Genomic DNA, 22,002 nt, shown 5'->3' on the forward strand with positions numbered 1-22,002 from the left:
ATGGTCTACTAAAAGTGAAACTTTTGTAGCTCTACGGGAAGTCCGATAGGACCTTCCCTAACGCATTCACCAACCTATACTGTTATTGTTTAAAATTATTTCCTATTTAATTCGTATTCGATTAAAATCGTAAATAAGGAGTTATCATGTCATTAGCTAAAGATATTGCCAGCCATCTTCTAAAAATTGAAGCCGTTTATTTGAAACCAGAAGAGCCTTTTACTTGGGCTTCAGGGATCAAGTCCCCTATTTATACAGATAACCGTGTGACCCTCGCTTATCCTGAAACTCGTACCTTGATTGAGAATGGATTTGTGGACAAAATTAAGGAAGCTTTCCCTGAAGTAGAAGTGATTGCTGGAACAGCAACTGCGGGGATTCCTCACGGTGCCATTATCGCTGATAAGATGAATCTGCCTTTTGCCTACATCCGTAGCAAACCAAAAGATCATGGTGCTGGGAACCAAATCGAAGGCCGTGTACCACAAGGTCAAAAGATGGTAGTGGTGGAAGATTTGATTTCTACAGGCGGTTCAGTTTTGGATGCTGTCGCAGCTGCGAAACGTGAAGGAGCAGATGTCCTTGGTGTGGTGGCTATCTTCACCTACCAATTGGAAAAAGCCGATAAGAAATTTGCAGAAGCTGGCGTTCAACTCGAAACCTTGTCTAACTACACAGAACTGATTCATTTGGCAGAAGAACAAGGTTATATTACCTCTGAAGGTTTGGAAATGTTGCGCCGTTTCAAGGAAAACCAAGAAACTTGGCAAAATAACTAATCGTACAGAAGCGTTTCTTGCGCTTCTTTTTTATCCTCTTTTCACTAGTTGTTAGCTAACTTGAAATACATAGAATAATCCTGTATGATTATGGTAATTGTTTTACGATATAAGCGATCTTAAGGGAGAAGCACATGACAAAAGAAGAGTATTTGGAAATGAAAAAGCAGGCGAGAGTTTGGTTTACCGTTAATATCCTCATCAGCTTGATTGCTATTACAGGTGGAAGTTTAGTGATCATCAGTCAATCACGCCATATTCCGTTTTTGCTGATGTCCCTGGGAGCAATCACCTTGATGAATCGAGTTTTGATCACACCTGCTTTTAATGCTAAAAAAGAGGCTGAGGAGCAACACCCAGAGTGGAAGGACTTGTCCACGAAAGGTACTAAAATACCTGTTGAAGATTTCCAGAAAGGGTTTCTCATATCGGTTGCCGCTCTTCTGATTGTCATTGTAGGTTTCTTTATGTTCTATCGTCCTCTGCCTAAAGCAGACCCTACAGTTTCGAATTTGACCCCTAAAGATGTTCAAATCTTACAAGAATTGGAAGAAGATATCGAATCCAACACCCCGTCGAATTCAAATTCATTGGATATCGATAAAGCAAAAGATTTAGCAGAAGAAGCACAGCGTGAAAATTGGTTGAAAAGAGAAGAGTAAGAACTCTTTTTAGGGAATTTGGAAGTCGCTAGTCTATGTGGAAGGGTATAAAAATGCAAATGACAGGAACAACATTTTGGCTTGTTTTTGGCATTGAATTTATTTCTAATTGTGATCCTATTTTACAGAGGACTTGCATTCACAGAGTTGCGAGAAGTCAAGCTTGATTTCAAGGAAGATTGCAAATAGTGAAGATCATTCCTCGGCCTAAATGATTTCGTACCAGTCACAAACAGCAGAAATGCTGTTTTTTTGATATAATGGATTTATGTTATCGAAAAGTAAACGTATTCTATTTGGGATGCTTCATGGTATCATGTTGCTAGTGATGGTCCACTGGTTCTTGATCAGTGTGACCTATCTGAGAGAGATTTCATGGCTAGCCATTTTAGGTGCTGGATTGCTATTTCTGCTAGGCTGGTTGAAACGCGATGGGGTCAAAAGAGCCCTTGCTTGGTTGACCCAGCACAAAAAAGGCTTCTTGCTTGGTGCAATCGTCTTTCAGCTGATTGTCATGGTTTGTGCGGAACTTTTGATCCGTCGGGATGCTGCGGTGGTTTTTAAGGGGGCTTTTGAGCTTCTGAAGCAATCTTCCATCACCAACTATCTCAGCCGCAATCCGAATAACATTCCGCTCTTTCTCTATGAAAAGTTTTTCTATGTGTTGTTTGGCTCTAGTGGTCTGTGGGTTATGCAGGTTCTCAATATGCTCTATGTCAATTTGGGTGCCGTCCTCTTGTACAAACTGTCACAGAAGCATTTCAATCAAAAAACGGCTGATCTAGTCTATCTCTTTTATGTGAGCTTGATCTGTTACTCGCCTTATTTCTATTCCATGTATACGGACATTCCGCCACTTCCTTTAATTGCTCTGCAATTATGGTGGTCCTTGGATCTCTTGAAGGAAAACCAAGCAGGGATCTCCTGGAAGAAGATGTTTGGTTTAGGGATTTTATCTGGCGTAACTATGTTGATCCGTCCAACGACTATTATTGTCATGATTGCCTTTTGGGCTGTACTCTTCTTTAGAGGAAACTGGAAGGTCTTTGGCAAGATTGCTACGGTGACCGTGATGACGACGGGATTTGTCTTTGCAGGGTTGAATACAGCGGTCAATCATCAAAGGGTCGTGCCGATTCTGAAAGAAGAAGGGCTGGCCAAAGGACCACTCTTGTTTATCAATCTGGGCTTGACGGATATGGGGCATAACCAAGAAGATATGAAAGAGGGCTTGCTGGCTTATATCGATGAGGACAAGCGCTCAGACTACAACAATGGTCTGTTTAAGAAGGAAAATGTCATTAAAGAAATCAAGCGCCGTCTCAAGGAATATGGACCTTTCGGTTTGATTGGGCACATCTATTACAAGCAATCCTTGACGGTAGCAGAAGGCACCCTGGGTTGGCTGTATCGAGATGTAGAGTATGAGAAGACGCCTTATATCAATCCACTCTATGCAAAACGCACAAAAAATAATGGATTTGCTAAATGGGTGCGAACCTATTTCCTCAGCACGGATCGGCCACAGTACAAGTATTATGAATTTATCAAGCAGTTAATCTGGATCGTCCTGTCGGCTGGCTTGCTTGGGGCTTATCTCAAGCGTCGAGATACGGATGACTTTAACTTCCTTTCCTTAGCGGTTTTTGGTGGTTTGCTCTTCTTAACCATCTTTGAAGGTGGGAAGACTCGCTACCTCATCCAATTCTTACCGCAAATTTTGCTAGTGGCTTCGATTGGTCTAGCAGGATATCCCAAGAAAGAAAACACCTAAAAGCTCTCGCTTTATGAATAGGCAGAAACAGAGGTTGGATAAACTTGTCCAGCCTCTTTTTTATCCAGTGGATCTCTGTCAAATGTGGTATAATGAAAGGTAAGAATTTATTGGATAGCGGAGAGTTTCCATGCAACATTCCCCCTGGCACGAAGCCATCAAATCCCATCTTCCGGAAGGGTATTTTCATCAGATCAATGACTTTATGAATGAGGTCTATAGCCAAGGAGTGGTCTATCCACCGCGTGATAAGGTCTTTAAGGCCTTGCAGACAACGGAGATGGATCAGGTCAAGGTCTTGATCTTAGGCCAAGATCCCTACCATGGACCGGATCAAGCACAAGGCTTAAGTTTTTCTGTCCCAGATTATGTACCAGCACCGCCTTCTTTGCAAAATATTCTTAAAGAATTGCGCTCAGACATTGGTGAGAAGCGGTCGCATGATCTGACTACTTGGGCTGAACAAGGGGTGCTCTTGCTCAATGCCTGCTTGACGGTGCCTGCTGGGCAGGCCAATGGCCATGCTGGAAAAATTTGGGAGCCGTTTACAGATGCTGTGATCAAGGTGGTCAATGAGTTGGAGGAGCCAGTAGTCTTTATCCTCTGGGGATCTTACGCTCGTAAGAAAAAGCCTCTGATTACCCACGATCGACATTTGGTCCTTGAATCAGCTCATCCAAGTCCCTTATCGGCCTACCGAGGATTCTTTGGTTCCCAGCCCTTTTCAAAAACCAATCAATTTTTGGAAGATGCAGGACGCGAGCCGATTGATTGGTTAAGATAGGAGAAAGAAATGCCACAATTAGCAACGATTTGTTATATCGACAATGGGAAAGAATTTCTCATGTTGCATCGCAATAAAAAGCCCAATGATGTCCATGAAGGCAAATGGATTGGAGTTGGTGGAAAATTAGAACGCGGAGAAACTCCTCAAGAGTGTGCTGCTAGGGAAATCCTTGAAGAGACGGGCCTGAAAGCTAAACCAGTTTTAAAAGGGATTATCACCTTCCCTGAATTTACTCCAGATCTGGACTGGTACACCTATGTCTTTAAGGTGACCGATTTTGAAGGAGAGCTCATCGAGTGTAACGAAGGGACATTGGAGTGGGTGCCTTATGATCAAGTCCTCTCAAAACCTACTTGGGAAGGGGACCACACCTTTGTCGAGTGGCTCTTGGAAGATAGACCCTTCTTTTCAGCAATGTTTCGCTATGATGGGGATCGCTTACTAGAGACCCATGTCGATTTCTATGAATAAAGGAGTAGAAGATGTTAGTCATTAAAAATGGTCGTGTCATGGATCCAAAAACTGGTTTGGATCAAGTGTGTGATCTCTTGGTAGATCAGGGTAAAATTGTTGAAATAGGCCCATCTCTTTCTTACGAGCAAGCCCAAGTCATTGATGCAAGTGGCAAGGTGGTAGCGCCAGGTTTAGTGGACATTCATGTTCACTTCCGTGAACCTGGTCAGACCCACAAGGAAGATATTCACACCGGAGCTCTGGCAGCCGCAGCGGGTGGTTTTACGACAGTTGTCATGATGGCCAATACCACTCAAACTATTTCGGATGTCGAGACCTTAAATGAAGTCTTGGATTCTGCTGCCAAGGAAGCCATTCATGTCAAGACAGTTGCGACGGTTACCAAGAACTTTGATGGCCAACATTTGACCGACTTTGAAGGCTTGTTACAAGCTGGGGCTGTCGGTTTCTCTGATGATGGGATACCTTTGCAAAGTACCAAAGTAGTGCGTCAAGCTTTGGAAGAAGCCAAGCGTCTAGGTATCTTTATTAGTCTGCATGAAGAAGATCCAGAATTGAATGGCATTCTGGGACTCAATGAGCACATTGCCCGAGAACACTTCAAGGTTTGTGGAGCGACAGGTGTAGCTGAATACTCTATGGCAGCGCGTGATGCCATGATTGCTCATGCGACAGGTGGTCACCTCCACATCCAGCACCTTTCTAAAGCTGAGAGTGTGAAGGTAGTTGAGTTTGCTCAAGCAATCGGCGCTCCAGTCACAGCAGAAGTAGCTCCTCAGCATTTCTCTAAGACAGAAGATCTTTTGCTGTCTAAGGGAAGCAATGCCAAGATGAATCCTCCCCTTCGTCGGGAAGAGGATCGCCGTGCAGTGATCGAAGGCTTGAAGTCAGGAGTTATTTCTGTGATTGCAACGGACCACGCGCCTCATCATGCGGATGAAAAGAACGTGGCCGATATCACCAAAGCTCCTTCCGGCATGACAGGATTAGAAACCTCTCTATCGCTTGGTTTGACCTATTTGGTTCACGCTGGAGAGCTTAGTTTAATGGAGCTCTTAGAAAAAATGACTTATAATCCTGCAAAACTCTATCACTTTGAAGCAGGCTATTTAGAAGTTGGTGGACCAGCAGATATTGTGATCTTTGACCCAGAGGCTGACCGTTTGGTATCTGATCATTTTGCCTCTAAGGCAGCCAATTCCCCATTTGTTGGAGAATCCCTCAAGGGACAGGTAGCTTATACCATCTGCCAGGGGAACATTGTCTACCAAGCCTGAACGGAACTAAAAGACAATCAAGAAATCTAAATTAAAGGCTGGACGAATGAGGAGTATATGAATAGTAGAAAAATACTAGAAATGATCTTGTATTGTTTGGTCACTTTTCTGGTCTGCTTTTTTCTGGTCAATTGGCTCCTTCCTTCGGCAGAACCAGTGATGACCAAACCATCAGCAAGCGCCCCAAAAAAGACAGTCACCTATGTAGCGATTGGGGATTCTTTGACGAAAGGCGTAGGAGATAGCACCAATCAAGGAGGCTTTGTTCCTCTTCTTGCTCAGAGTTTGACCAATGAAACAGGTCTTGAATTCAAAGCGATTAACTATGGTGTAGCTGGCAATACCAGCAGTCAAATTTTGACACGTATGCAGGAGAAAAAGGAGATTCGAAAGGATTTGAAGCAGGCTCAGTTACTGACCATCACTGTCGGGGGCAATGATCTGCGAAAGGCCATTCTTGAGGATACCAGCAACTTAGATCTGGATCGCTTTGATAAGCCGTCTAAGACTTACGTGAAAAATCTTAAACAGATCATCGAATTGGCCCGCAAAGACAATCCTGATTTGCCTATTTACGTAGTGGGGATCTATAATCCCTTGTATCTCAACTTCCCCGATTTAACGGAATTGCAGACGCTTGTGGATCAATGGAACCAAAGAACGGAGGAGACCCTCTCTGCTTATCAGGGCGTCTATTTTGTTCCGATCAACGACCTTCTCTATAAGGGCATTGATGGTAAGAGTGGGGTGACAGAGAACGAATTAGGAAAAGAAACTGTGACCAACGATGCCTTGTATGACGAGGATAGTTTTCATCCCAATAATACAGGATATGAAATTATGAAAGAAGCCGTACTGGAGAAAATACATGCAACTAAGAAAAAATGGTTTGAGTGAAAAGAAGGTCAAGCCACCAACCACAGGGCCTCATTTTAAGGAGAGACGAGAGAAAACCCCGATAAATATCTGGAAATGGCTCTTTCTTAGCTTGGTCAGTTTCTTATTAGCAACCAGTCTAGTCGTATGGACTCGCTTCTCAACGGTTCGAGAGGATGTCCGTCAACTACAGACTCCTAACCAAAAAGGAGATGTTAAGATTGGCAGTATGACAACGACAAGAGCTCAACTTAATGAAACCATCAAGGTCATGCTGAAAAGTTATCATTTGAGTGATTATCAACTTTATGCAGACAATCAACAGATGTTACTGGAGGGGAAACTGAACTTTTTAGGAAAGGAGTACCCCCTCTATATCTATTTCCAGCCGAGTAAGCTAGAGGATGGGAGCATCCTCTTGACTCTCAAGGATTTTTCAGTTGGGACCTTGAAACTTCCTAAGAAGACCGTGATGCAGATGCTATCTACAAACAAGGATTTACCTGACTTTGTAAGCATTGATAGCAAAGAGGCGACGATAAAGATCGAGCTTGCCAAGATCAAAAATGAGATGAATTTTTATGTCAAAGCAAATACCATTGATCTATACAATGATCAAATCATCTTTGATCTCTACAGAAAAAAATAAGAATAAGAGGCGAAAGCAAAAAGAGGCTTTCGCCTTTATTTTGCTTCTATTCAAAAAATTCAGAATATTATAGAAAATTCTTGACATTCAATTTTCCCTGTGCTAAAATACTAAACAAGACATCAGACAAAGGAGAAAAGTCAAACATGAAAACAGCTAAGTTTATTCAATTTGCTTTGTTGTTGAGGTATTCGGGCTAGTGCAAAAGCATTAGTCCTGTTTGGCTTACCAAGCGGGAGTAACAAAACATCTCGCTTAGGTAACTGGCGAGATGTTTTTATTTTATTCACTATGTTTAGAAAAGAGGAGACCCTATGCGTAAAGTTGAATTTTTAGATACCAGTCTTCGGGATGGCGAACAGACTCCTGGAGTCAATTTCTCCATCAAAGAAAAGATTGCCATTGCCAAGCAATTGGAGAAGTGGGGCATTTCTGCTATCGAAGCAGGTTTTCCAGCAGCCAGTCCCGATTCTTTCACAGCTGTGCAGGAAATTGCAAAGACCTTGACCAAGACTGCTGTGACGGGTTTGGCTCGCTCGGTCAAATCCGATATTGATGCTTGTTATGAAGCCTTGAAAGATGCTAAGTATCCGCAAGTTCACGTCTTTATCGCAACCAGTCCGATTCACCGGGAGTTTAAACTCAACAAGACCAAGGAAGAAATTCTTGAGGCTATCAAAGAGCACGTCTCTTACGCACGTTCTAAGTTTGAGATTGTGGAGTTCTCACCGGAAGATGCGACTCGGACGGAATTGGATTTCCTCTTGCAAGTCGTTCAAACTGCAGTCGATGCAGGGGCTAGCTATATCAATATTCCTGATACGGTCGGCTTCACGACACCAGCAGAATATGGCGCGATTTTCAAATACTTGATTGACCATGTCAAAACAGACCGCGAGATCATCTATTCTCCTCATTGCCATGATGATCTAGGGATGGCAGTTGCTAATAGCCTCGCCGCTGTCAAGAATGGAGCTGGTCGTGTCGAAGGAACCATCAATGGAATCGGTGAACGGGCTGGAAATGCTGCGCTTGAAGAAGTGGCGGTTGCCCTCAATATCCGGGAAGACTATTACCAGGTTGACAGTCCGATTGTGCTCAATGAAACCATCAACACTTCTGAGTTGGTCTCTCGTTACTCTGGTATTCCAATTCCTAAAAACAAGGCAGTTGTTGGTGGCAATGCCTTCTCACACGAGTCTGGGATTCACCAAGACGGCGTTCTTAAAAATCCTCTTACCTATGAAATCATCACGCCTGAGTTGGTGGGTGTCAAGAGCAATAGCCTTCCTCTTGGGAAATTGTCAGGGCGGCACGCCTTTGTCGAAAAACTGCATGAGTTGGGATTGGAATTCACAGAAGAAGACATCCAGCCATTGTTTGCGAAATTCAAATCTCTGGCAGATAAGAAACACGAGATCACAGACGCTGATATCCGCGCCCTTGTTGCCGGTACAGCAGTGGAAAATCCAGAAGGCTTCCATTTTGATGATCTTCGCCTCACAACGAACGAAGATGAAAGCATCACTGCAACAGTCAGCCTGAAAAATGAAGATGGTGAAGTTCTTGAATATCTTGCCAAAGGTCAAGGTTCAGTGGAAGCAATCTTTAACGCTATTGATCAATTCTTCCACCAAGAAGTTCGTCTGACCTCTTACAGCATTGATGCGGTGACAGATGGGATTGATGCCCAAGCGCGTGTGCTGGTTACTGTTGAGAATGAAGCGACAGATACCATCTTTAACGCTTCTGGTTTAGACTTTGACGTATTGAAGGCCTCAGCAATTGCCTATATCAATGCTAATACCTTGGTGCAAAAAGAGAATGCTGGAGAGATTGGCCACATTGTATCCTATCGTGATCTGCCCGATGCCTAAAGGAGAACACTATGACGAAGAAAATTGTCGCCCTTGCAGGAGACGGAATAGGACCAGAGATTATGGAGGCTGGCCTGTCCGTACTGAAAGCAGTGGCAAAAAAAACAAATTTTGACTATTCAGTCCAAGCGCATCCATTTGGTGGAGCTGGGATTGATGCGGCTGGTCATCCTCTACCAGCTTCTACTCTAGAAGCTAGCAAGGAAGCTGATGCTATTCTCTTAGCAGCTATCGGAAGTCCCCAGTATGACCAAGCACCGATTCGTCCGGAACAAGGTTTGTTGGCCCTTCGTAAGGAGCTCAACCTCTATGCTAACATACGTCCGGTTAAAATTTATGATGCCCTCAAGCACTTGTCACCTTTGAAGGAGGATCGCATTCAAGGTGTGGATTTCGTAGTGGTTCGTGAGCTTACAGGCGGGATTTACTTTGGAGATCATATCTTAGAAGAAGATCAAGCACGGGATATCAATGACTACTCTCTTGAAGAAGTGGAGCGTATCGTACGTAAGGCTTTTGAGATTGCGCGTGGACGCCGTAAGAAAGTCACTAGCATTGATAAGCAAAATGTCCTCGCAACCTCTAAACTATGGAGAAGAGTTGCAGATCGAGTGGCTCAAGACTTCCCGGATGTGACCTTGGAGCACCAGTTGGTAGACTCAGCAGCCATGCTCATGATTACTAATCCGTCACGCTTTGATGTCATCGTGACGGAAAACCTTTTCGGAGATATTCTTTCTGATGAGTCCAGTGTCTTATCTGGAACTCTTGGCGTCATGCCATCGGCTAGTCATTCGGAGTCAGGGCCAAGTATGTATGAGCCTATTCATGGATCAGCTCCAGATATTGCGGGTCAGGGCGTGGCGAATCCAGTCTCGATGATCCTCTCTGTTGCCATGATGATGCGAGAAAGTTTTGATCGAGAAGAAGACGCTAGACGAATTGAAGAAGCCGTAGAGGCGACTCTTGCTGCAGGGATCTTTACTAGAGACCTAGGAGGCAGAGCTTCGACAAAAGAAATGACAGAAGAAATTATAAAACGATTATGAGTGTAAAAGGAATGATTACGGGCTTGATCCTTCTATGGAATCTCTTCGTAGGGATCCTCTACGGAGTTGATAAGGAAAAGGCTAAACGAAATGACTGGCGGATACCAGAAAAGACCTTGCTCTTTTATGCTTTTGCAGTTGGGGGGCTAGGGGCTTGGACTGGAGGGCTCCTCTTTCATCACAAAACACAGAAATGGTATTTTAAAGTTACCTGGCTCTTAGGAACGCTTCTCACCCTATACACACTCTACGCTTTATGGAGGTAAGGATGGCAGGAAAATCAATTTTTGATAAAATCTGGGAACGGCATGTAGTGACCGGTGAGCAAGGCCAGCCCCAACTCATGTATGTGGACCAACACTATATCCACGAGGTCACCAGTCCCCAAGCCTTTCAGGGATTACGGGATGCAGGACGCAAGGTTCGACGGCCAGATTTAACCTTTGGAACCTTTGACCACAATGTCCCAACGGTTAACATTTATGATATCCGGGATGTGATTTCCAAGGCTCAGATTGATAAATTAGCTGAAAACGTTAAAGATTTTGGAATTGATCATGCGGCTCACGGTTCAGAAAAACAAGGAATCGTTCATATGGTGGGCCCTGAAACTGGACGAACTCAGCCTGGAAAGTTCATTGTCTGTGGAGACAGCCATACCGCAACCCATGGCGCTTTCGGTGCAATTGCCTTTGGAATTGGAACCAGTGAGGTAGAGCATGTCTTTGCCACCCAGACCATCTGGCAGGTCAAACCCAAGAAGATGTTGGTCGAATTCACCGGAACCCCGCAAAAAGGGATCTATTCAAAGGATTACATCCTAGCTTTGATAGCGCGTTACGGTGTTGCCTGCGGCGTTGGCTATGTCGTAGAGTATCGGGGCGAAGCGATTGATCGCTTGACCATGGAAGAGCGGATGACCATCTGCAATATGTCCATTGAATTTGGATCTAAGATGGGAATCATGAATCCAGACCAAAAGACCTTTGATTACCTAGAAGGTCGTGAATGTGTGCCACAAGATTTTGAAGCTGCAGTAGCGGACTGGAAGACCTTGGTCAGTGATGACGATGCCGTATATGACAAGGTCATCCGTATGGATGTATCTGACTTAGCTCCGATGGTGACTTGGGGGACCAATCCTTCCATGGGAGTGGACTTTGAAACTTCCTTTCCAGAGATTCGTGACATGAATGATGAGCGGGCCTATCATTATATGGATCTAGAACCTGGCCAAAAACCAGCAGACATTGAATTAGGCTATATCTTTATCGGATCTTGTACCAACGCGCGTCTCAGCGATTTGGAGTTGGCAGCCAAGTTTGTGAAAGGCAAAAAGATTGCGCCCAACTTAACAGCCATTGTCGTACCTGGTTCTCGTCCGGTTAAGCAGGCTGCTGAAAAGTTAGGCTTGGACAAGATCTTTATGGATGCAGGCTTTGAATGGCGTGATCCAGGTTGCTCTATGTGTCTAGGAATGAATCCAGATAAGGTTCCAGATGGCGTCCATTGTGCCTCTACCAGCAATCGAAATTTTGAAGACCGCCAAGGGTTTGGGGCTAAGACCCATCTCTGTAGCCCAGCTATGGCAGCTGCAGCAGCAATAGCCGGTCACTTTGTCGATGTGCGCCAAATGCCTGAAGTTCAATAAAGGAGGAATCATGGAGAAATTTACCATTTATACGGGGACAACCGTTCCCTTAATGAACGATAATATCGATACCGACCAAATCCTCCCCAAGCAATTCTTAAAGCTGATTGATAAAAAAGGCTTTGGCAAATACCTCATGTATGCTTGGCGCTATTTGGACGATCAGTATACCGAGGATCCAACATTTATCTTTAATAAGCCGGAATACCGCAAGGCAACCATTTTGATCACTGGTGACAATTTTGGGGCAGGTTCCTCTCGGGAACATGCAGCCTGGGCCTTGGCTGATTATGGCTTTAAAGTCGTCATCGCCGGATCCTTCGGAGATATTCATTACAATAATGAACTCAATAATGGGATGCTTCCGATTGTTCAGCCCTTAGAGGTTCGACAAAAACTAGCCAGCTTGAAGCCGACAGACCCAGTGACGGTGGATTTGGAAGAACAAAAGATTATCTCGCCAGTTGGAGAGTTTCGATTTGAGATCGATGGTGATTGGAAGCACAAACTGCTCAATGGTCTAGATGACATTGGTATTACACTTCAATATGAGGACTTGATTGCCGCTTATGAAAAGCAACGGCCAGCTTATTGGCAATAAAATTGTATAGTTAATTAAGAATATTCAGAAAATATATTGTAGATTTTCAGGAAATCTGATAGAATAGAAAAAAAGAATAGAAGAGGACGAAATTTATGACAAAACACATTCAATGGGACGGAACACTTTCACAAGAAGGATTTGACATTTTGAAAGGAGAGGGAGGTTGTATCGTCTGCCCTACAAAAGTCGGTTACATTATTATGACCAGTGACAAGGCCGGCTTGGAACGGAAGTTCGAAGCTAAAGAACGCAACCGCAACAAACCAGGTGTCGTTCTTTGTGGAAGCATGGATGAACTCCGGGCCCTTGCGCAATTGAATCCTGAAATCGAAGCCTTCTACCAAAAACATTGGGATGAAGATATCTTGCTTGGTTGTATCCTTCCTTGGCGTGAAGATGCCTATGCCAAATTACAAGCCTTCGGCGATGGACGTGAAGAACTCATGACAGATGTTCGTGGAACCAGCTGTTTTGTCATCAAATTCGGTAAAGCTGGTGAGCAAATCGCCAAAGAAATGTGGGAAAAAGAAGGCAAAATGGTTTATGCCTCTTCAGCTAACCCATCTGGTAAAGGAAATCGTGGGAAAGTCGAGGGAATCGGAGAGCGAATCGAAGGTGCCGTGGATTTGGTCATCGAAGCCGATGATTATGTAGCCTCTATCCAACCAGACAAGACTATTGAAACTCGCTATGAACAAGGAGTGATGGTTTCTATGGTTGATGCAGAAGGAAAACTCATCCCAGAACAAGGAGCAGGTAGCCGTTCTGTCAATACTTGCCCAGTCGTGATCCGTAAGGGATTGGATATCGACAAGATCATGATGCACTTATCTGATCATTTCAACTCTTGGAACTACCGCCAAGGGGAGTACTATTAAAAGATAGAAAAAAGGTCGTTACAGTTCGTAACGACCTTTTACTTGTCTATTTTATCGAATAGCTGATTTCCAACTTTAATAAGTCACGACATTAATCTCACCCTTGTCGTACTCAGCGATAAAGATGTCATCGACATTTTCAAATCCTTTTTTATTCAGTTCGGCCATAAGCCATTCTTCAGTTTTACCGATGTACTCTAAGATTTCTACTTGGACTACACCATCTGTAATGATTGGGTATTTGGGATTTTCATCTCCCATTCGAACGATTATGAGTTGGCCATTTTGTTCGATGACGGCTCTTTTGACTTCTTTCAATTGGAAGACCCCTTGAGAGCGCAACTTAAGAGCGACGTCAGAAGCAGAAAGGCCTTTTGAGCGACAAGCTTCTGGATCTAATTTTCCGTTTTTTATGATAATAGTTGGTTTTCCATCAATCAGATGTTTGATGAAGTAAACATTGGTATTAAGACATTTGAGTGACAGAATCAAAATCGTCCAGATGATGAGGATGACGACATATTGAAGGATGGTAATCGAGCTATTGTAGATGACCCCGCCGATAATACCCCCGAGAACAAAGTTCTGTATTTGGTCTACTGCAGAACTTGGCGCTAAATTTCCTTTTCCTGTTACGTTAATAACAAAAACAAGAGAAAGAAGCCCCAAGGCCAATTTAATTGCAATTGTAGCAAAAAAGCTTATCATTTTTCAACCTCCACCAGTTCTACATCTGTTTTATATAAGTCCATTTTTTCAAGTAAATAGCTATCTGGGTCTGTTCCGCTAATCGCACGATAGAATTGCTTGTCTACCTTGATAATAGCTCCATCAGTAGTAGCTGAAGTATTGACATAAATGTCTTTTTTATCAACACCTAACTCTTTTGATACAATCTCGATGAAGTGTAGGGAAGAGCGGAATTGATTGTCATTAGACTGATTGTTTTGAAAATTTGAAATGCCAATCAAAACAACGGCTACTAAGATTAAGACAGAAATAATAGACAATTCACGGAACTTACTTCCACGTTTATCCTTATATGCCTTAAATGCGAAAAAAGCCGTTACCAACACTAAGAGAATGGACATGATCACCATGACCCAATTTTGCTGGCTAATCTGACTCAGTACATAGTCGTAGGAATAGAATTTCATAAAAACCCCTCAATTATTTTGTATTCAAGCTATTATAAACTATTTCAATCCTTACTTCAATGATTTAAAGTGACATTCTCATTGTTTAAAGGTATGGATTGTACCTTAAGGTGGAAGAATAGAAGTAGGAGTTTTCTATCTAATCGAAATTTGGTACACTAGAGCTATGAAGATAGAAGATACTATAAAAAAAGCAATCATTTTAGGAGCTACAGGAGGGATTGGCCGGCAGCTAGCGAAAGAACTGGCAAGAAGTCTGGAGCATCTGGTCTTAGTGGGTCGCGATGCCGACAAACTCTCCCAAGTTCAAAAGGAACTAACTGGGAGCAAGGCGCAACTGTCAATCCTAACGTTAGATATGCTAGATCAAGTAGCCCTAGAAGCTTTTGTAGAGAACCTAGATGCAGATCTTCTTGTCAATTGTGCGGGACTAGCCTATTTTTCCATAGGATGTGACCTTGAATCAGCTAGTGAGCAAGACCTCTGGCAAGTCAACTACCATGCTCCAGTCCAACTAATCAAGCAGGTGGTGAAGAAGAATCAGAAGATCCACTTGGTCCAGCTGTCATCTCTGGCTGCTCTTTTTCCTCATCCCTATTTAGCAGCCTACAGTGCCAGTAAGGCTGCCTTGCAGACCTACACTCTTGCTCTCCAGGAGGAACTGAAGCAATCAGATTCACCGATTCAGCTAGGTCTCTATATTCTTGGACCAGTCCAAACAGCTATTCTTCCTCCCAAACTAGTAGAAGCATTGGGTGGCGGTCGCTTGCAGATGAAGCCTGAGAAAGTCGCTCAGCAGTTGATTCGATTCATAGAAAGAGATACTTCCTATGCTGTTATCGGCCTTCGCTATCGCTTGCTCGTTTTGCTAGGTCGTCTGCTTCCCCAAAGATGGATCATTCGTCTCCTTGCACGGTATTTACGAAAGGGACTTACTAGATGAAATTTTTATTTATATTTTTAGGCGTTGCTTATCTTCTCTTATTTCTCATCCGTTGGTTACTGTCCTTCATTTATTATAAAAAAGGCCAGTCTCATATTGCAGACTTCCCAGAAGAGCTTTTTACAGTGGTCCAACCCATCCTCTCTGGGGATCCTCGTTTAGCGAATGATTTGCTGGCCAATCTCCAGCAAACAGAAGCAGTAGAATTCTACTGGTTGATTGACCAGTCTGATACAGAAGCCCAGCGAGTAGCAGATCAGATTTGCCAAGATGCTTCCTTTGCCCAACGCATTCGAATCTTTCTCATTGAAGACGTCCCTCAAGGGATTAATCCCAAGAGTTACAAGATTGAGCAGGTTGTAGAGGAGCTGACCCGGCCTTACCTGATTGTTTTGGACGATGATAGTGTGATTGATTTTTCTAAAATGGGTGAGTTGACTGCCTATCTGGGTCAAGAGGTCATTCTGACAGGTATTCCCTATAACCAAGAAAGAAGTAATTTCTGGTCCAAGCTGGTTGCAGCATTCGTCAATGGCAATTCCTTTATTACCTATTTTACTATGGCAGAAGTTGAGGCGAATCACTCCATCAACGGGATGTTTTATATCCTACCGGTAGAACTTGCAAAGGAGCAGGGGCTCTTCACAGCGATTAAGGATTATCTATGTGATGATTTAGCTGTGGCCGATTTTTTAAGGAGTAAAGGAGTATCCATTGTCCAAACACGGGTCACCTGCAATGTTCGAACCACTATCAAGGATGCCAAGCAATACCTGCTCCAGATGAAGCGATGGCTTCTCTTTAGCTCTATCTATCTCAAAGAACACATGGACTGGAAGGTCTTTTGTCTCATTGGTTTACCTAGTTTTATGCCTTTTACAGGCTTCATCCTAAGTCTGTTTTTAGGTTGGCCTTATCTTCTTCTAGGCTTGAGTTTACTACTATTCAAGGCAGTATGGATGCTCCTCTATCGACAAAGCATTCTATCCAATCGCCTACACTTGGATGAAGTCGCCTACGAAGTGCTGAGTGATTTCCTGCTTCCTTGGCTCTTTGTCTATGTTCTAGTGACTCCTCCTGTGATTAATTGGCGGGGGCGGAAGATTCGTGTGACAGATGGAAGGATTCGTTATGAGTAAGATGAAGTCCTATCTAGACCGTTTGTCTGCTTTGTCTCTTGATCAGACCATGCTAGACTCTGATCGCTTGGTCCTCTTTCTTAGTGGGAGCAGTGATATCACTTGTGCTGGGCTGACAGCTGGACAACTAGATCTCCTCCATGCTATTTGTCCATCTGGCTATTCAGTAGTAGCCAGTAATTTCCCCTTCAATCAAGATTTTGAACACATAGAGTTTCCTCAGGTATCCCTCTTGTCGGCTGCTGCGTCCAATATCATCTACTATTGGCATACGATATTGAACCCGCGTTTCCTAAAGTTGTTACAGGAGCACTTGTCTCCCTTGTTGGAAGCGCAGGAAGTAGTTCTTGTTTGTAAGAGTTCAGGGGTCAATATGCTGACCCAGTGGCTCAGAAGTTTAGGCAATCAGGTCACCCTTCCAAGATTGCGCGTGATAGCGCTTGGACCTGTATCCCAGCTTCTCTTAAGTCAAAAGGATATAGAACTGCTAGTCATCAAAGGAAAGAAAGATCCTTATTCACGTATTCTGGATCGCCACTCAGCGGATATTCAAGTGGATACGGATCATTATAGCTATGAATACAGAGAAGATGTGAAAGGAATCATCTATGACTGGATTAGACAAAGTGATAAAAATCGATGTGATTAGCGTTCCCTTTAGTGGCCATTTATTCCCAACCTTGACTCTGGTGAAGCCCTTGCTGGAGGATCCGCGTTTTCAGATCCGTGTTATTACAGGTTTTCAGAAAAAGGCATTGGTTGAGCGGATTGGTTTTGACTGCCTTGCCTTGTTTCCTGATCGTCCGACAGTGATGGAAGATATAGCGAATACATCAAAGCAAGCAAATCTATTTATCATGTACCAACAATTAATGGCCAATAGCAGGCTGGTTCCAGAAGTTTTCGACGAAATAAATCGAATTTGGAACTCTGAGGGAAAACCAGACTTGGTTATTGCAGATTTTGTAGCAGCTCCTGCTGGTATGTTAGCAGATCGTTTAGAAATCCCCTGGATTACGACCATTCCAAGCCCAGTGGCGATTGAGAGTCGCACGACCACCCCTGCTTATCTAGGTGGCTGGAAACCACACCAGGGAATCTTCTACAAGTGGAGAGATGCAATGGGCAGGCAGTTCATTCGTCTGGCAAAGAAAGTTGGACTTGCGCTGGTTAAGAAGAATCTTGTTACCCTAGCGGACTTCAAATTGTACCGTGAAGACGGGTTAGAAGCGATCTATTCTCCCTATTCAATTTTAGCTCTGGGCATGAAAGAGTTGGAGTTTCGAGACGATTTTCCACCCCAGCTCAAATGGGTTGGTTATCGCTGTCTATCTTTTGACCGACTTCCCCAAGAACAGAAGCAGTATCTTACGACCTCTAAAAAGCGTATCTTCGTCACTTGCGGGACTCATTTAAAATGGGAAAAAGAGCGGATGGTGGAGTTGGCAAAGCTTTTGAGCCAAGAATATCCTGACTATGTCTTCTACGTAACCTTAGGCGACTCTGCTGGTTTGGAGCATACACCAAGGATCTTGTCGGAGAATCTTCTGATCTTTGATTACCTCCCTTATTCAGATGTTTTGGAACAGATGGATTTTGCTATTCATCATGCAGGTGCAGGGATCCTGATGGGTTGTATTGAGCAGGGCATTCCAAGTCTGATTTTGCCCCAGGACTATGACCAGTTTGACAATGCGGTTCGGGCTGAGTTATTCCAAGTAGGATTAGTTTCTCGTAAAAAGACGGAATCTGAAGTCTTGCGCTTATTTAATGAATTGGTTTCTCGAGAAGATTGGTCACACTTAAAGGCTCTTGCTCAGAAAAGCAAAGGCTACCAGCCAACAAAGATTCTTTATCAAGAAATAGAGAGACTATTGAAAGTGAAGTTATAGAAGAAGTGGAGGGGAGACTCCTCTTTGCTTTCTTCTAAAAACCTTCTATTATTGAACATAAAAAAGAGGCTGGGCATAAAGTGTCCAGTCTCTTATATATGATAGTTATAACTGCAAGACGCAGTAGCTGATTGGCATCTTTGTTCGCCTTTTAAGCTCCAAAGATGACCTAATCAGCCTTGCGGGGGTGGGCCAACGAACGATTTTTATTCAAAATTCGTTCTGTCCTACTCCCCTTTTTGTTTTTGATGGGTGATGTTTTTGCCCCAAGTGACGATGTTTTCATTCTTGTTAAGGATTCGTTTGATGTTGTCCTTGTGGCGGATGATTATCAAGGTCGCCAGTGCGAGGACGACGATGGTGAAAATCAGATCGTAGCTTGGGAGAATCCAACCAGTCAGTGGGAGGATGAGGACTCCGATACTGGCCAGAATAGCGACCGTCACACTTGAAAAGGAAATCATACTTGTCAAATAGAGGCTAGTAAAGAAATAAATAGCTAAGATAAATAGAAAGAGAGGGGAGAAGCCGATGAGGACCCCTGCACTGGTTGCTACTGCCTTGCCTCCTTTAAAGCCTGCAAAAATCGGGAAGGTGTGCCCAAGGACCGCTAAAAGACCAAAGATCATAGGAGAAATTCCTGAAACCCCAAAAATGGTCGGCAATAAAACAGCCAAGGTTCCCTTGAGGAAATCAACAGCAAAGACGACCAGACCTGCCTTCGTCCCTAAAATGCGGAAGGTATTGGTGGTCCCTGTATTTCCAGAACCGTGTTCCCGTAGATTGATGTTAAAGAAGGCTTTCCCAATCCACAAACCAGAAGGGATAGAGCCTAATAAGTAGGCTAATACGAGTAAAAGAATTGTTTTCATCATAATTTCATTATATCAAAATTGCTTTGAATGAAAAAGAAAATTTCGTCCATAATTGTCACATCGGATAGTCGGTTAAAGCTAATCGCACTTAAATGGGCTACTGAAAGGGAGGGAAGAAAGAAAAATTTTGCAAAATTTCCTAAAAAGCTGTAATATAGAAAAGATGAACAAACAGGAGGTTCCTTGTGTCTAAAAAGGAAATCAACATTAATAATTACAATGACGATGCCATTCAGGTACTAGAAGGGTTGGATGCGGTTCGTAAACGTCCAGGGATGTATATCGGATCGACAGATGGAAATGGTCTCCACCATTTGGTCTGGGAAATTGTCGACAATGCCGTCGATGAAGCTCTATCAGGTTTTGGTTCTCAAATTGACGTTACCATTAATAAGGACGGGTCTCTATCTGTAGCTGACCAAGGTCGGGGGATGCCGACAGGGATGCATGCGATGGGCAAACCAACCGTTGAGGTTATCTTTACGGTTCTCCACGCTGGAGGGAAGTTTGGTCAAGGTGGCTATAAGACCTCTGGTGGTCTCCACGGGGTGGGGTCTTCCGTCGTGAATGCCCTCTCTAGCTGGCTTGAGGTTGAGATCACTCGTGATGGAGCGGTCTACAAACAACGCTTTGAAGATGGCGGTAAGCCTGTTACCACTCTTGAGAAGATAGGAACGGCCCCTAAGTCGAAGACTGGGACTAAGGTTACTTTCATGCCGGATCCAACTATTTTCTCAACGACGGATTTCAAGTTTAATACCATTGCAGAACGGATCAAAGAATCAGCCTTCTTGCTTAAAGACGTAACGCTGACGCTGACAGACCTACGTAAGGAAGAAGACAACTATGTGGCCTTCCATTACGAGAATGGGGTTCAGGATTTCGTTGAGTACTTAAATGAAGATAAGGAAACCTTGACGCCGGTTCTTTACTTTAATGGAGAATCAGAAGGCTTCCAAGTAGAAGTCGCTCTCCAATACAATGATGGCTATTCTGACAACATCTTGTCCTTTGTTAATAATGTCCGCACTAAGGATGGGGGAACCCACGAGACCGGTCTTAAGACAGCCATTACCAAGGCCATGAACGACTATGCAAGAAAGACAGGTCTCCTCAAAGAAAAAGACAAGAACCTAGAGGGATCAGACTATCGTGAAGGCCTTTCCGCTGTTCTTTCGATCTTGGTTCCAGAAGCCCATTTGCAGTTTGAAGGGCAAACCAAGGACAAACTAGGAAGTCCTTTGGCTCGTCCAGTTGTTGATGGGATTGTAGCTGACAAGTTGACCTTCTTCCTCATGGAAAATGGGGAATTAGCTTCCAATCTGATTCGCAAGGCCATCAAGGCTCGGGATGCGCGTGAAGCCGCTCGGAAGGCGCGTGATGAGAGTCGTAATGGGAAGAAGAATAAGAAGGATAAGGGACTCTTATCTGGTAAATTGACCCCGGCCCAGTCCAAGAATGCTGCTAAGAATGAACTCTATCTAGTCGAAGGAGACTCAGCCGGTGGATCGGCCAAGCAAGGTCGAGACCGTAAGTTCCAAGCCATCCTTCCACTTCGAGGGAAGGTTCTCAATACTGAGAAGGCCAATATGAGCGATATCCTCAAAAACGAGGAAATCAACACCATGATCTATACCATCGGTGCTGGAGTTGGGGCTGACTTTACAATCGAAGATGCCAACTATGACAAGATTATCATTATGACCGATGCGGATACGGATGGGGCACACATCCAGACCTTGCTCCTCACTTTCTTCTATCGCTATATGCGTCCCTTGGTTGAAGCAGGACGTGTTTATATTGCCATGCCTCCTCTTTATAAGATGTCTAAAGGCAAAGGCAAGAAAGAAGAAGTGGCTTATGCTTGGACAGATAGTGAATTGGAAGACCTGCGTCGGACCTTTGGCCGTGGGGCAACTCTCCAACGTTACAAAGGGTTGGGGGAGATGAATGCGGACCAACTTTGGGAAACCACCATGAACCCAGAAACCCGCACCTTGATTCGTGTCACCATTGATGACTTAGCGCGTGCAGAACGCCGCGTCTCGGTCCTAATGGGTGATAAGGCTGCACCTCGCCGCCAATGGATCGAAGATAACGTTAAGTTTACCTTGGAAGAAACGACAGCGTTTTAAAGATTCTATTTTTATTTAATTGATTTGTTAATAAATTAGTGGAGAAATATCCTATGGCAAATAGTATGAATAAAGAGCAGGTAAAGCAAGCTCTTGAGAGTGGGTACGGAAGGTCTAAAGCCTTATTAAATGATAAAGATAAATTAGATAAATTTTTGCGCGGGTTAGAGACAAAGATTGAAGAAATTCCAATGATTGGAAAGGAGTTGTCTATTATTCCAGTCATGATATCTTTAGTAAAAAATTTTGCAGAAGGAAAATATACTTCTGTCCCCTATGGAACCATTTTAGCTGTTACTAGTGCGCTTATTTATTTTGCGTCTCCAATTGATCTTATTCCTGACTTTATTCCAGGTGTTGGATATGTAGATGACATGGCAGTTGTTTCGTTTTGTTTGTCTATGGTAAAAAAAGACATAGAGTCCTATAAAGAATGGCGTCAATCAAATGACAAGTGATAAGAGTGGAGATTATAATTCACTTTATTCAGCTGTCTAAGTTTCTAAAAAATACAATCATAAAAA

Annotated in this window: 23 protein-coding genes; 20 read left to right on the forward strand and 3 right to left on the reverse strand. The window is 43.6% G+C overall.

Annotation, left to right across the window (positions count from 1 at the left end; genetic code table 11):
- The first annotated feature begins 146 nt into the window (after window positions 1–146).
- From pyrE to N596_RS02055, 14 genes are all read left to right on the forward strand, one after another.
- Entirely contained in the window at window positions 147–779 is a 633-nt protein-coding gene (gene pyrE, locus N596_RS01990; protein ID WP_023023091.1) for an orotate phosphoribosyltransferase, read from the forward strand.
- Between the two features lie 134 nt (window positions 780–913).
- Complete coding sequence (locus N596_RS01995) at window positions 914–1,441, forward strand: hypothetical protein (RefSeq protein WP_023026759.1); 528 nt, start codon at window positions 914–916, stop codon at window positions 1,439–1,441.
- Between the two features lie 268 nt (window positions 1,442–1,709).
- Window positions 1,710–3,215 (forward strand): glycosyltransferase-like membrane protein, encoded by a 1,506-nt coding sequence (locus N596_RS02000; protein WP_023026760.1) that lies wholly within the window; start codon window positions 1,710–1,712, stop codon window positions 3,213–3,215.
- Between the two features lie 130 nt (window positions 3,216–3,345).
- A complete protein-coding gene (locus tag N596_RS02005) occupies window positions 3,346–3,999 on the forward strand; it encodes a uracil-DNA glycosylase (RefSeq protein ID WP_023026761.1) in 654 nt (217 codons plus the stop codon).
- Between the two features lie 9 nt (window positions 4,000–4,008).
- A complete protein-coding gene (locus tag N596_RS02010; protein ID WP_023023099.1) occupies window positions 4,009–4,473 on the forward strand; it encodes an NUDIX hydrolase in 465 nt (154 codons plus the stop codon).
- Between the two features lie 11 nt (window positions 4,474–4,484).
- Window positions 4,485–5,753, forward strand: a complete 1,269-nt coding sequence (locus tag N596_RS02015) for a dihydroorotase (protein WP_023026762.1) — start codon at window positions 4,485–4,487, stop codon at window positions 5,751–5,753.
- 57 nt (window positions 5,754–5,810) lie between these two features.
- Window positions 5,811–6,650 carry an SGNH/GDSL hydrolase family protein gene (locus tag N596_RS02020; RefSeq protein ID WP_023026763.1) on the forward strand — a complete coding sequence of 280 codons (840 nt, stop codon included), beginning with the start codon at window positions 5,811–5,813 and terminating at the stop codon, window positions 6,648–6,650.
- Window positions 6,622–7,278, forward strand: coding sequence for a YpmS family protein (locus tag N596_RS02025; RefSeq protein ID WP_023026764.1), 657 nt, complete (start codon window positions 6,622–6,624; stop codon window positions 7,276–7,278). Before N596_RS02020 ends, N596_RS02025 begins: the two co-directional genes overlap by 29 nt.
- 314 nt (window positions 7,279–7,592) lie before the next feature.
- Window positions 7,593–9,155 carry a 2-isopropylmalate synthase gene (locus N596_RS02030; RefSeq protein ID WP_023026765.1) on the forward strand — a complete coding sequence of 521 codons (1,563 nt, stop codon included), beginning with the start codon at window positions 7,593–7,595 and terminating at the stop codon, window positions 9,153–9,155.
- Window positions 9,156–9,166: 11 nt separating this feature from the next.
- Complete coding sequence (gene leuB / locus N596_RS02035) at window positions 9,167–10,204, forward strand: 3-isopropylmalate dehydrogenase (protein ID WP_023026766.1); 1,038 nt, start codon at window positions 9,167–9,169, stop codon at window positions 10,202–10,204.
- Window positions 10,201–10,470 (forward strand): DUF1294 domain-containing protein, encoded by a 270-nt coding sequence (locus N596_RS02040; RefSeq protein WP_023026767.1) that lies wholly within the window; start codon window positions 10,201–10,203, stop codon window positions 10,468–10,470. The genes leuB and N596_RS02040 overlap by 4 nt, the downstream gene beginning before the upstream one ends.
- Window positions 10,471–10,472: 2 nt before the next feature.
- Entirely contained in the window at window positions 10,473–11,855 is a 1,383-nt protein-coding gene (gene leuC, locus N596_RS02045; protein WP_023026768.1) for a 3-isopropylmalate dehydratase large subunit, read from the forward strand.
- A gap of 10 nt (window positions 11,856–11,865) precedes the next feature.
- Window positions 11,866–12,456: a 3-isopropylmalate dehydratase small subunit gene (gene leuD / locus N596_RS02050; protein WP_023026769.1), complete on the forward strand. Its 591-nt coding sequence runs from the start codon at window positions 11,866–11,868 to the stop codon at window positions 12,454–12,456.
- Window positions 12,457–12,551: 95 nt separating this feature from the next.
- Window positions 12,552–13,337 (forward strand): L-threonylcarbamoyladenylate synthase, encoded by a 786-nt coding sequence (locus N596_RS02055; protein WP_006596430.1) that lies wholly within the window; start codon window positions 12,552–12,554, stop codon window positions 13,335–13,337.
- Window positions 13,338–13,412: 75 nt separating this feature from the next.
- On the opposite strand, the gene N596_RS02060 is transcribed toward N596_RS02055, so the two are convergent.
- Entirely contained in the window at window positions 13,413–14,045 is a 633-nt protein-coding gene (locus N596_RS02060) for a DUF421 domain-containing protein (RefSeq protein WP_023026770.1), read from the reverse strand.
- On the reverse strand, window positions 14,042–14,494 hold the full coding sequence (locus N596_RS02065) for a DUF3290 family protein (protein ID WP_023026771.1): 453 nt from the start codon (window positions 14,492–14,494) through the stop codon (window positions 14,042–14,044). The genes N596_RS02060 and N596_RS02065 overlap by 4 nt, the downstream gene beginning before the upstream one ends.
- A 166-nt stretch (window positions 14,495–14,660) precedes the next feature.
- On the opposite strand from N596_RS02065, the gene N596_RS02070 reads away from it, so the two are divergent.
- From N596_RS02070 to N596_RS02085, 4 genes are read left to right on the forward strand one after another with little or no spacing between them, the layout of a single operon-like run.
- Window positions 14,661–15,437, forward strand: coding sequence for an SDR family NAD(P)-dependent oxidoreductase (locus N596_RS02070; protein WP_023026772.1), 777 nt, complete (start codon window positions 14,661–14,663; stop codon window positions 15,435–15,437).
- Complete coding sequence (locus N596_RS02075) at window positions 15,434–16,576, forward strand: glycosyltransferase (protein WP_023026773.1); 1,143 nt, start codon at window positions 15,434–15,436, stop codon at window positions 16,574–16,576. Before N596_RS02070 ends, N596_RS02075 begins: the two co-directional genes overlap by 4 nt.
- Window positions 16,569–17,225, forward strand: a complete 657-nt coding sequence (locus N596_RS02080; RefSeq protein WP_023026774.1) for a hypothetical protein — start codon at window positions 16,569–16,571, stop codon at window positions 17,223–17,225. Before N596_RS02075 ends, N596_RS02080 begins: the two co-directional genes overlap by 8 nt.
- Complete coding sequence (locus N596_RS02085) at window positions 17,185–18,468, forward strand: glycosyltransferase (protein WP_023026775.1); 1,284 nt, start codon at window positions 17,185–17,187, stop codon at window positions 18,466–18,468. The genes N596_RS02080 and N596_RS02085 overlap by 41 nt, the downstream gene beginning before the upstream one ends.
- A 227-nt stretch (window positions 18,469–18,695) precedes the next feature.
- On the opposite strand, the gene plsY is transcribed toward N596_RS02085, so the two are convergent.
- Complete coding sequence (plsY, locus tag N596_RS02090; protein ID WP_023023133.1) at window positions 18,696–19,340, reverse strand: glycerol-3-phosphate 1-O-acyltransferase PlsY; 645 nt, start codon at window positions 19,338–19,340, stop codon at window positions 18,696–18,698.
- A 188-nt stretch (window positions 19,341–19,528) separates the two neighbouring features.
- On the opposite strand from plsY, the gene parE reads away from it, so the two are divergent.
- Together parE and N596_RS02100 are read left to right on the forward strand one after the other, a co-directional pair.
- The gene (gene parE, locus N596_RS02095; RefSeq protein WP_023023136.1) at window positions 19,529–21,478 is read left to right on the forward strand and encodes a DNA topoisomerase IV subunit B; all 1,950 of its coding nucleotides are present in this window, start codon (window positions 19,529–19,531) and stop codon (window positions 21,476–21,478) included.
- 53 nt (window positions 21,479–21,531) lie between these two features.
- Window positions 21,532–21,936 carry a YkvA family protein gene (locus N596_RS02100; RefSeq protein ID WP_023023138.1) on the forward strand — a complete coding sequence of 135 codons (405 nt, stop codon included), beginning with the start codon at window positions 21,532–21,534 and terminating at the stop codon, window positions 21,934–21,936.
- Window positions 21,937–22,002 lie beyond the last annotated feature (66 nt).

The sequence above is a fragment of the Streptococcus ilei genome, from assembly GCF_000479335.1.
Lineage (GTDB): Bacteria > Bacillota > Bacilli > Lactobacillales > Streptococcaceae > Streptococcus > Streptococcus ilei.

Coding starts and splice junctions, on each gene's coding strand:
- pyrE (WP_023023091.1), top strand. CDS start 147: ATGTCATTAGCTAAAGATATTGCCAGCCATCTTCTAAAAATTGAAGCC.
- N596_RS01995 (WP_023026759.1), top strand. CDS start 914: ATGACAAAAGAAGAGTATTTGGAAATGAAAAAGCAGGCGAGAGTTTGG.
- N596_RS02000 (WP_023026760.1), top strand. CDS start 1,710: ATGTTATCGAAAAGTAAACGTATTCTATTTGGGATGCTTCATGGTATC.
- N596_RS02005 (WP_023026761.1), top strand. CDS start 3,346: ATGCAACATTCCCCCTGGCACGAAGCCATCAAATCCCATCTTCCGGAA.
- N596_RS02010 (WP_023023099.1), top strand. CDS start 4,009: ATGCCACAATTAGCAACGATTTGTTATATCGACAATGGGAAAGAATTT.
- N596_RS02015 (WP_023026762.1), top strand. CDS start 4,485: ATGTTAGTCATTAAAAATGGTCGTGTCATGGATCCAAAAACTGGTTTG.
- N596_RS02020 (WP_023026763.1), top strand. CDS start 5,811: ATGAATAGTAGAAAAATACTAGAAATGATCTTGTATTGTTTGGTCACT.
- N596_RS02025 (WP_023026764.1), top strand. CDS start 6,622: ATGCAACTAAGAAAAAATGGTTTGAGTGAAAAGAAGGTCAAGCCACCA.
- N596_RS02030 (WP_023026765.1), top strand. CDS start 7,593: ATGCGTAAAGTTGAATTTTTAGATACCAGTCTTCGGGATGGCGAACAG.
- leuB (WP_023026766.1), top strand. CDS start 9,167: ATGACGAAGAAAATTGTCGCCCTTGCAGGAGACGGAATAGGACCAGAG.
- N596_RS02040 (WP_023026767.1), top strand. CDS start 10,201: ATGAGTGTAAAAGGAATGATTACGGGCTTGATCCTTCTATGGAATCTC.
- leuC (WP_023026768.1), top strand. CDS start 10,473: ATGGCAGGAAAATCAATTTTTGATAAAATCTGGGAACGGCATGTAGTG.
- leuD (WP_023026769.1), top strand. CDS start 11,866: ATGGAGAAATTTACCATTTATACGGGGACAACCGTTCCCTTAATGAAC.
- N596_RS02055 (WP_006596430.1), top strand. CDS start 12,552: ATGACAAAACACATTCAATGGGACGGAACACTTTCACAAGAAGGATTT.
- N596_RS02060 (WP_023026770.1), bottom strand. CDS start 14,045: ATGATAAGCTTTTTTGCTACAATTGCAATTAAATTGGCCTTGGGGCTT.
- N596_RS02065 (WP_023026771.1), bottom strand. CDS start 14,494: ATGAAATTCTATTCCTACGACTATGTACTGAGTCAGATTAGCCAGCAA.
- N596_RS02070 (WP_023026772.1), top strand. CDS start 14,661: ATGAAGATAGAAGATACTATAAAAAAAGCAATCATTTTAGGAGCTACA.
- N596_RS02075 (WP_023026773.1), top strand. CDS start 15,434: ATGAAATTTTTATTTATATTTTTAGGCGTTGCTTATCTTCTCTTATTT.
- N596_RS02080 (WP_023026774.1), top strand. CDS start 16,569: ATGAGTAAGATGAAGTCCTATCTAGACCGTTTGTCTGCTTTGTCTCTT.
- N596_RS02085 (WP_023026775.1), top strand. CDS start 17,185: ATGACTGGATTAGACAAAGTGATAAAAATCGATGTGATTAGCGTTCCC.
- plsY (WP_023023133.1), bottom strand. CDS start 19,340: ATGAAAACAATTCTTTTACTCGTATTAGCCTACTTATTAGGCTCTATC.
- N596_RS02100 (WP_023023138.1), top strand. CDS start 21,532: ATGGCAAATAGTATGAATAAAGAGCAGGTAAAGCAAGCTCTTGAGAGT.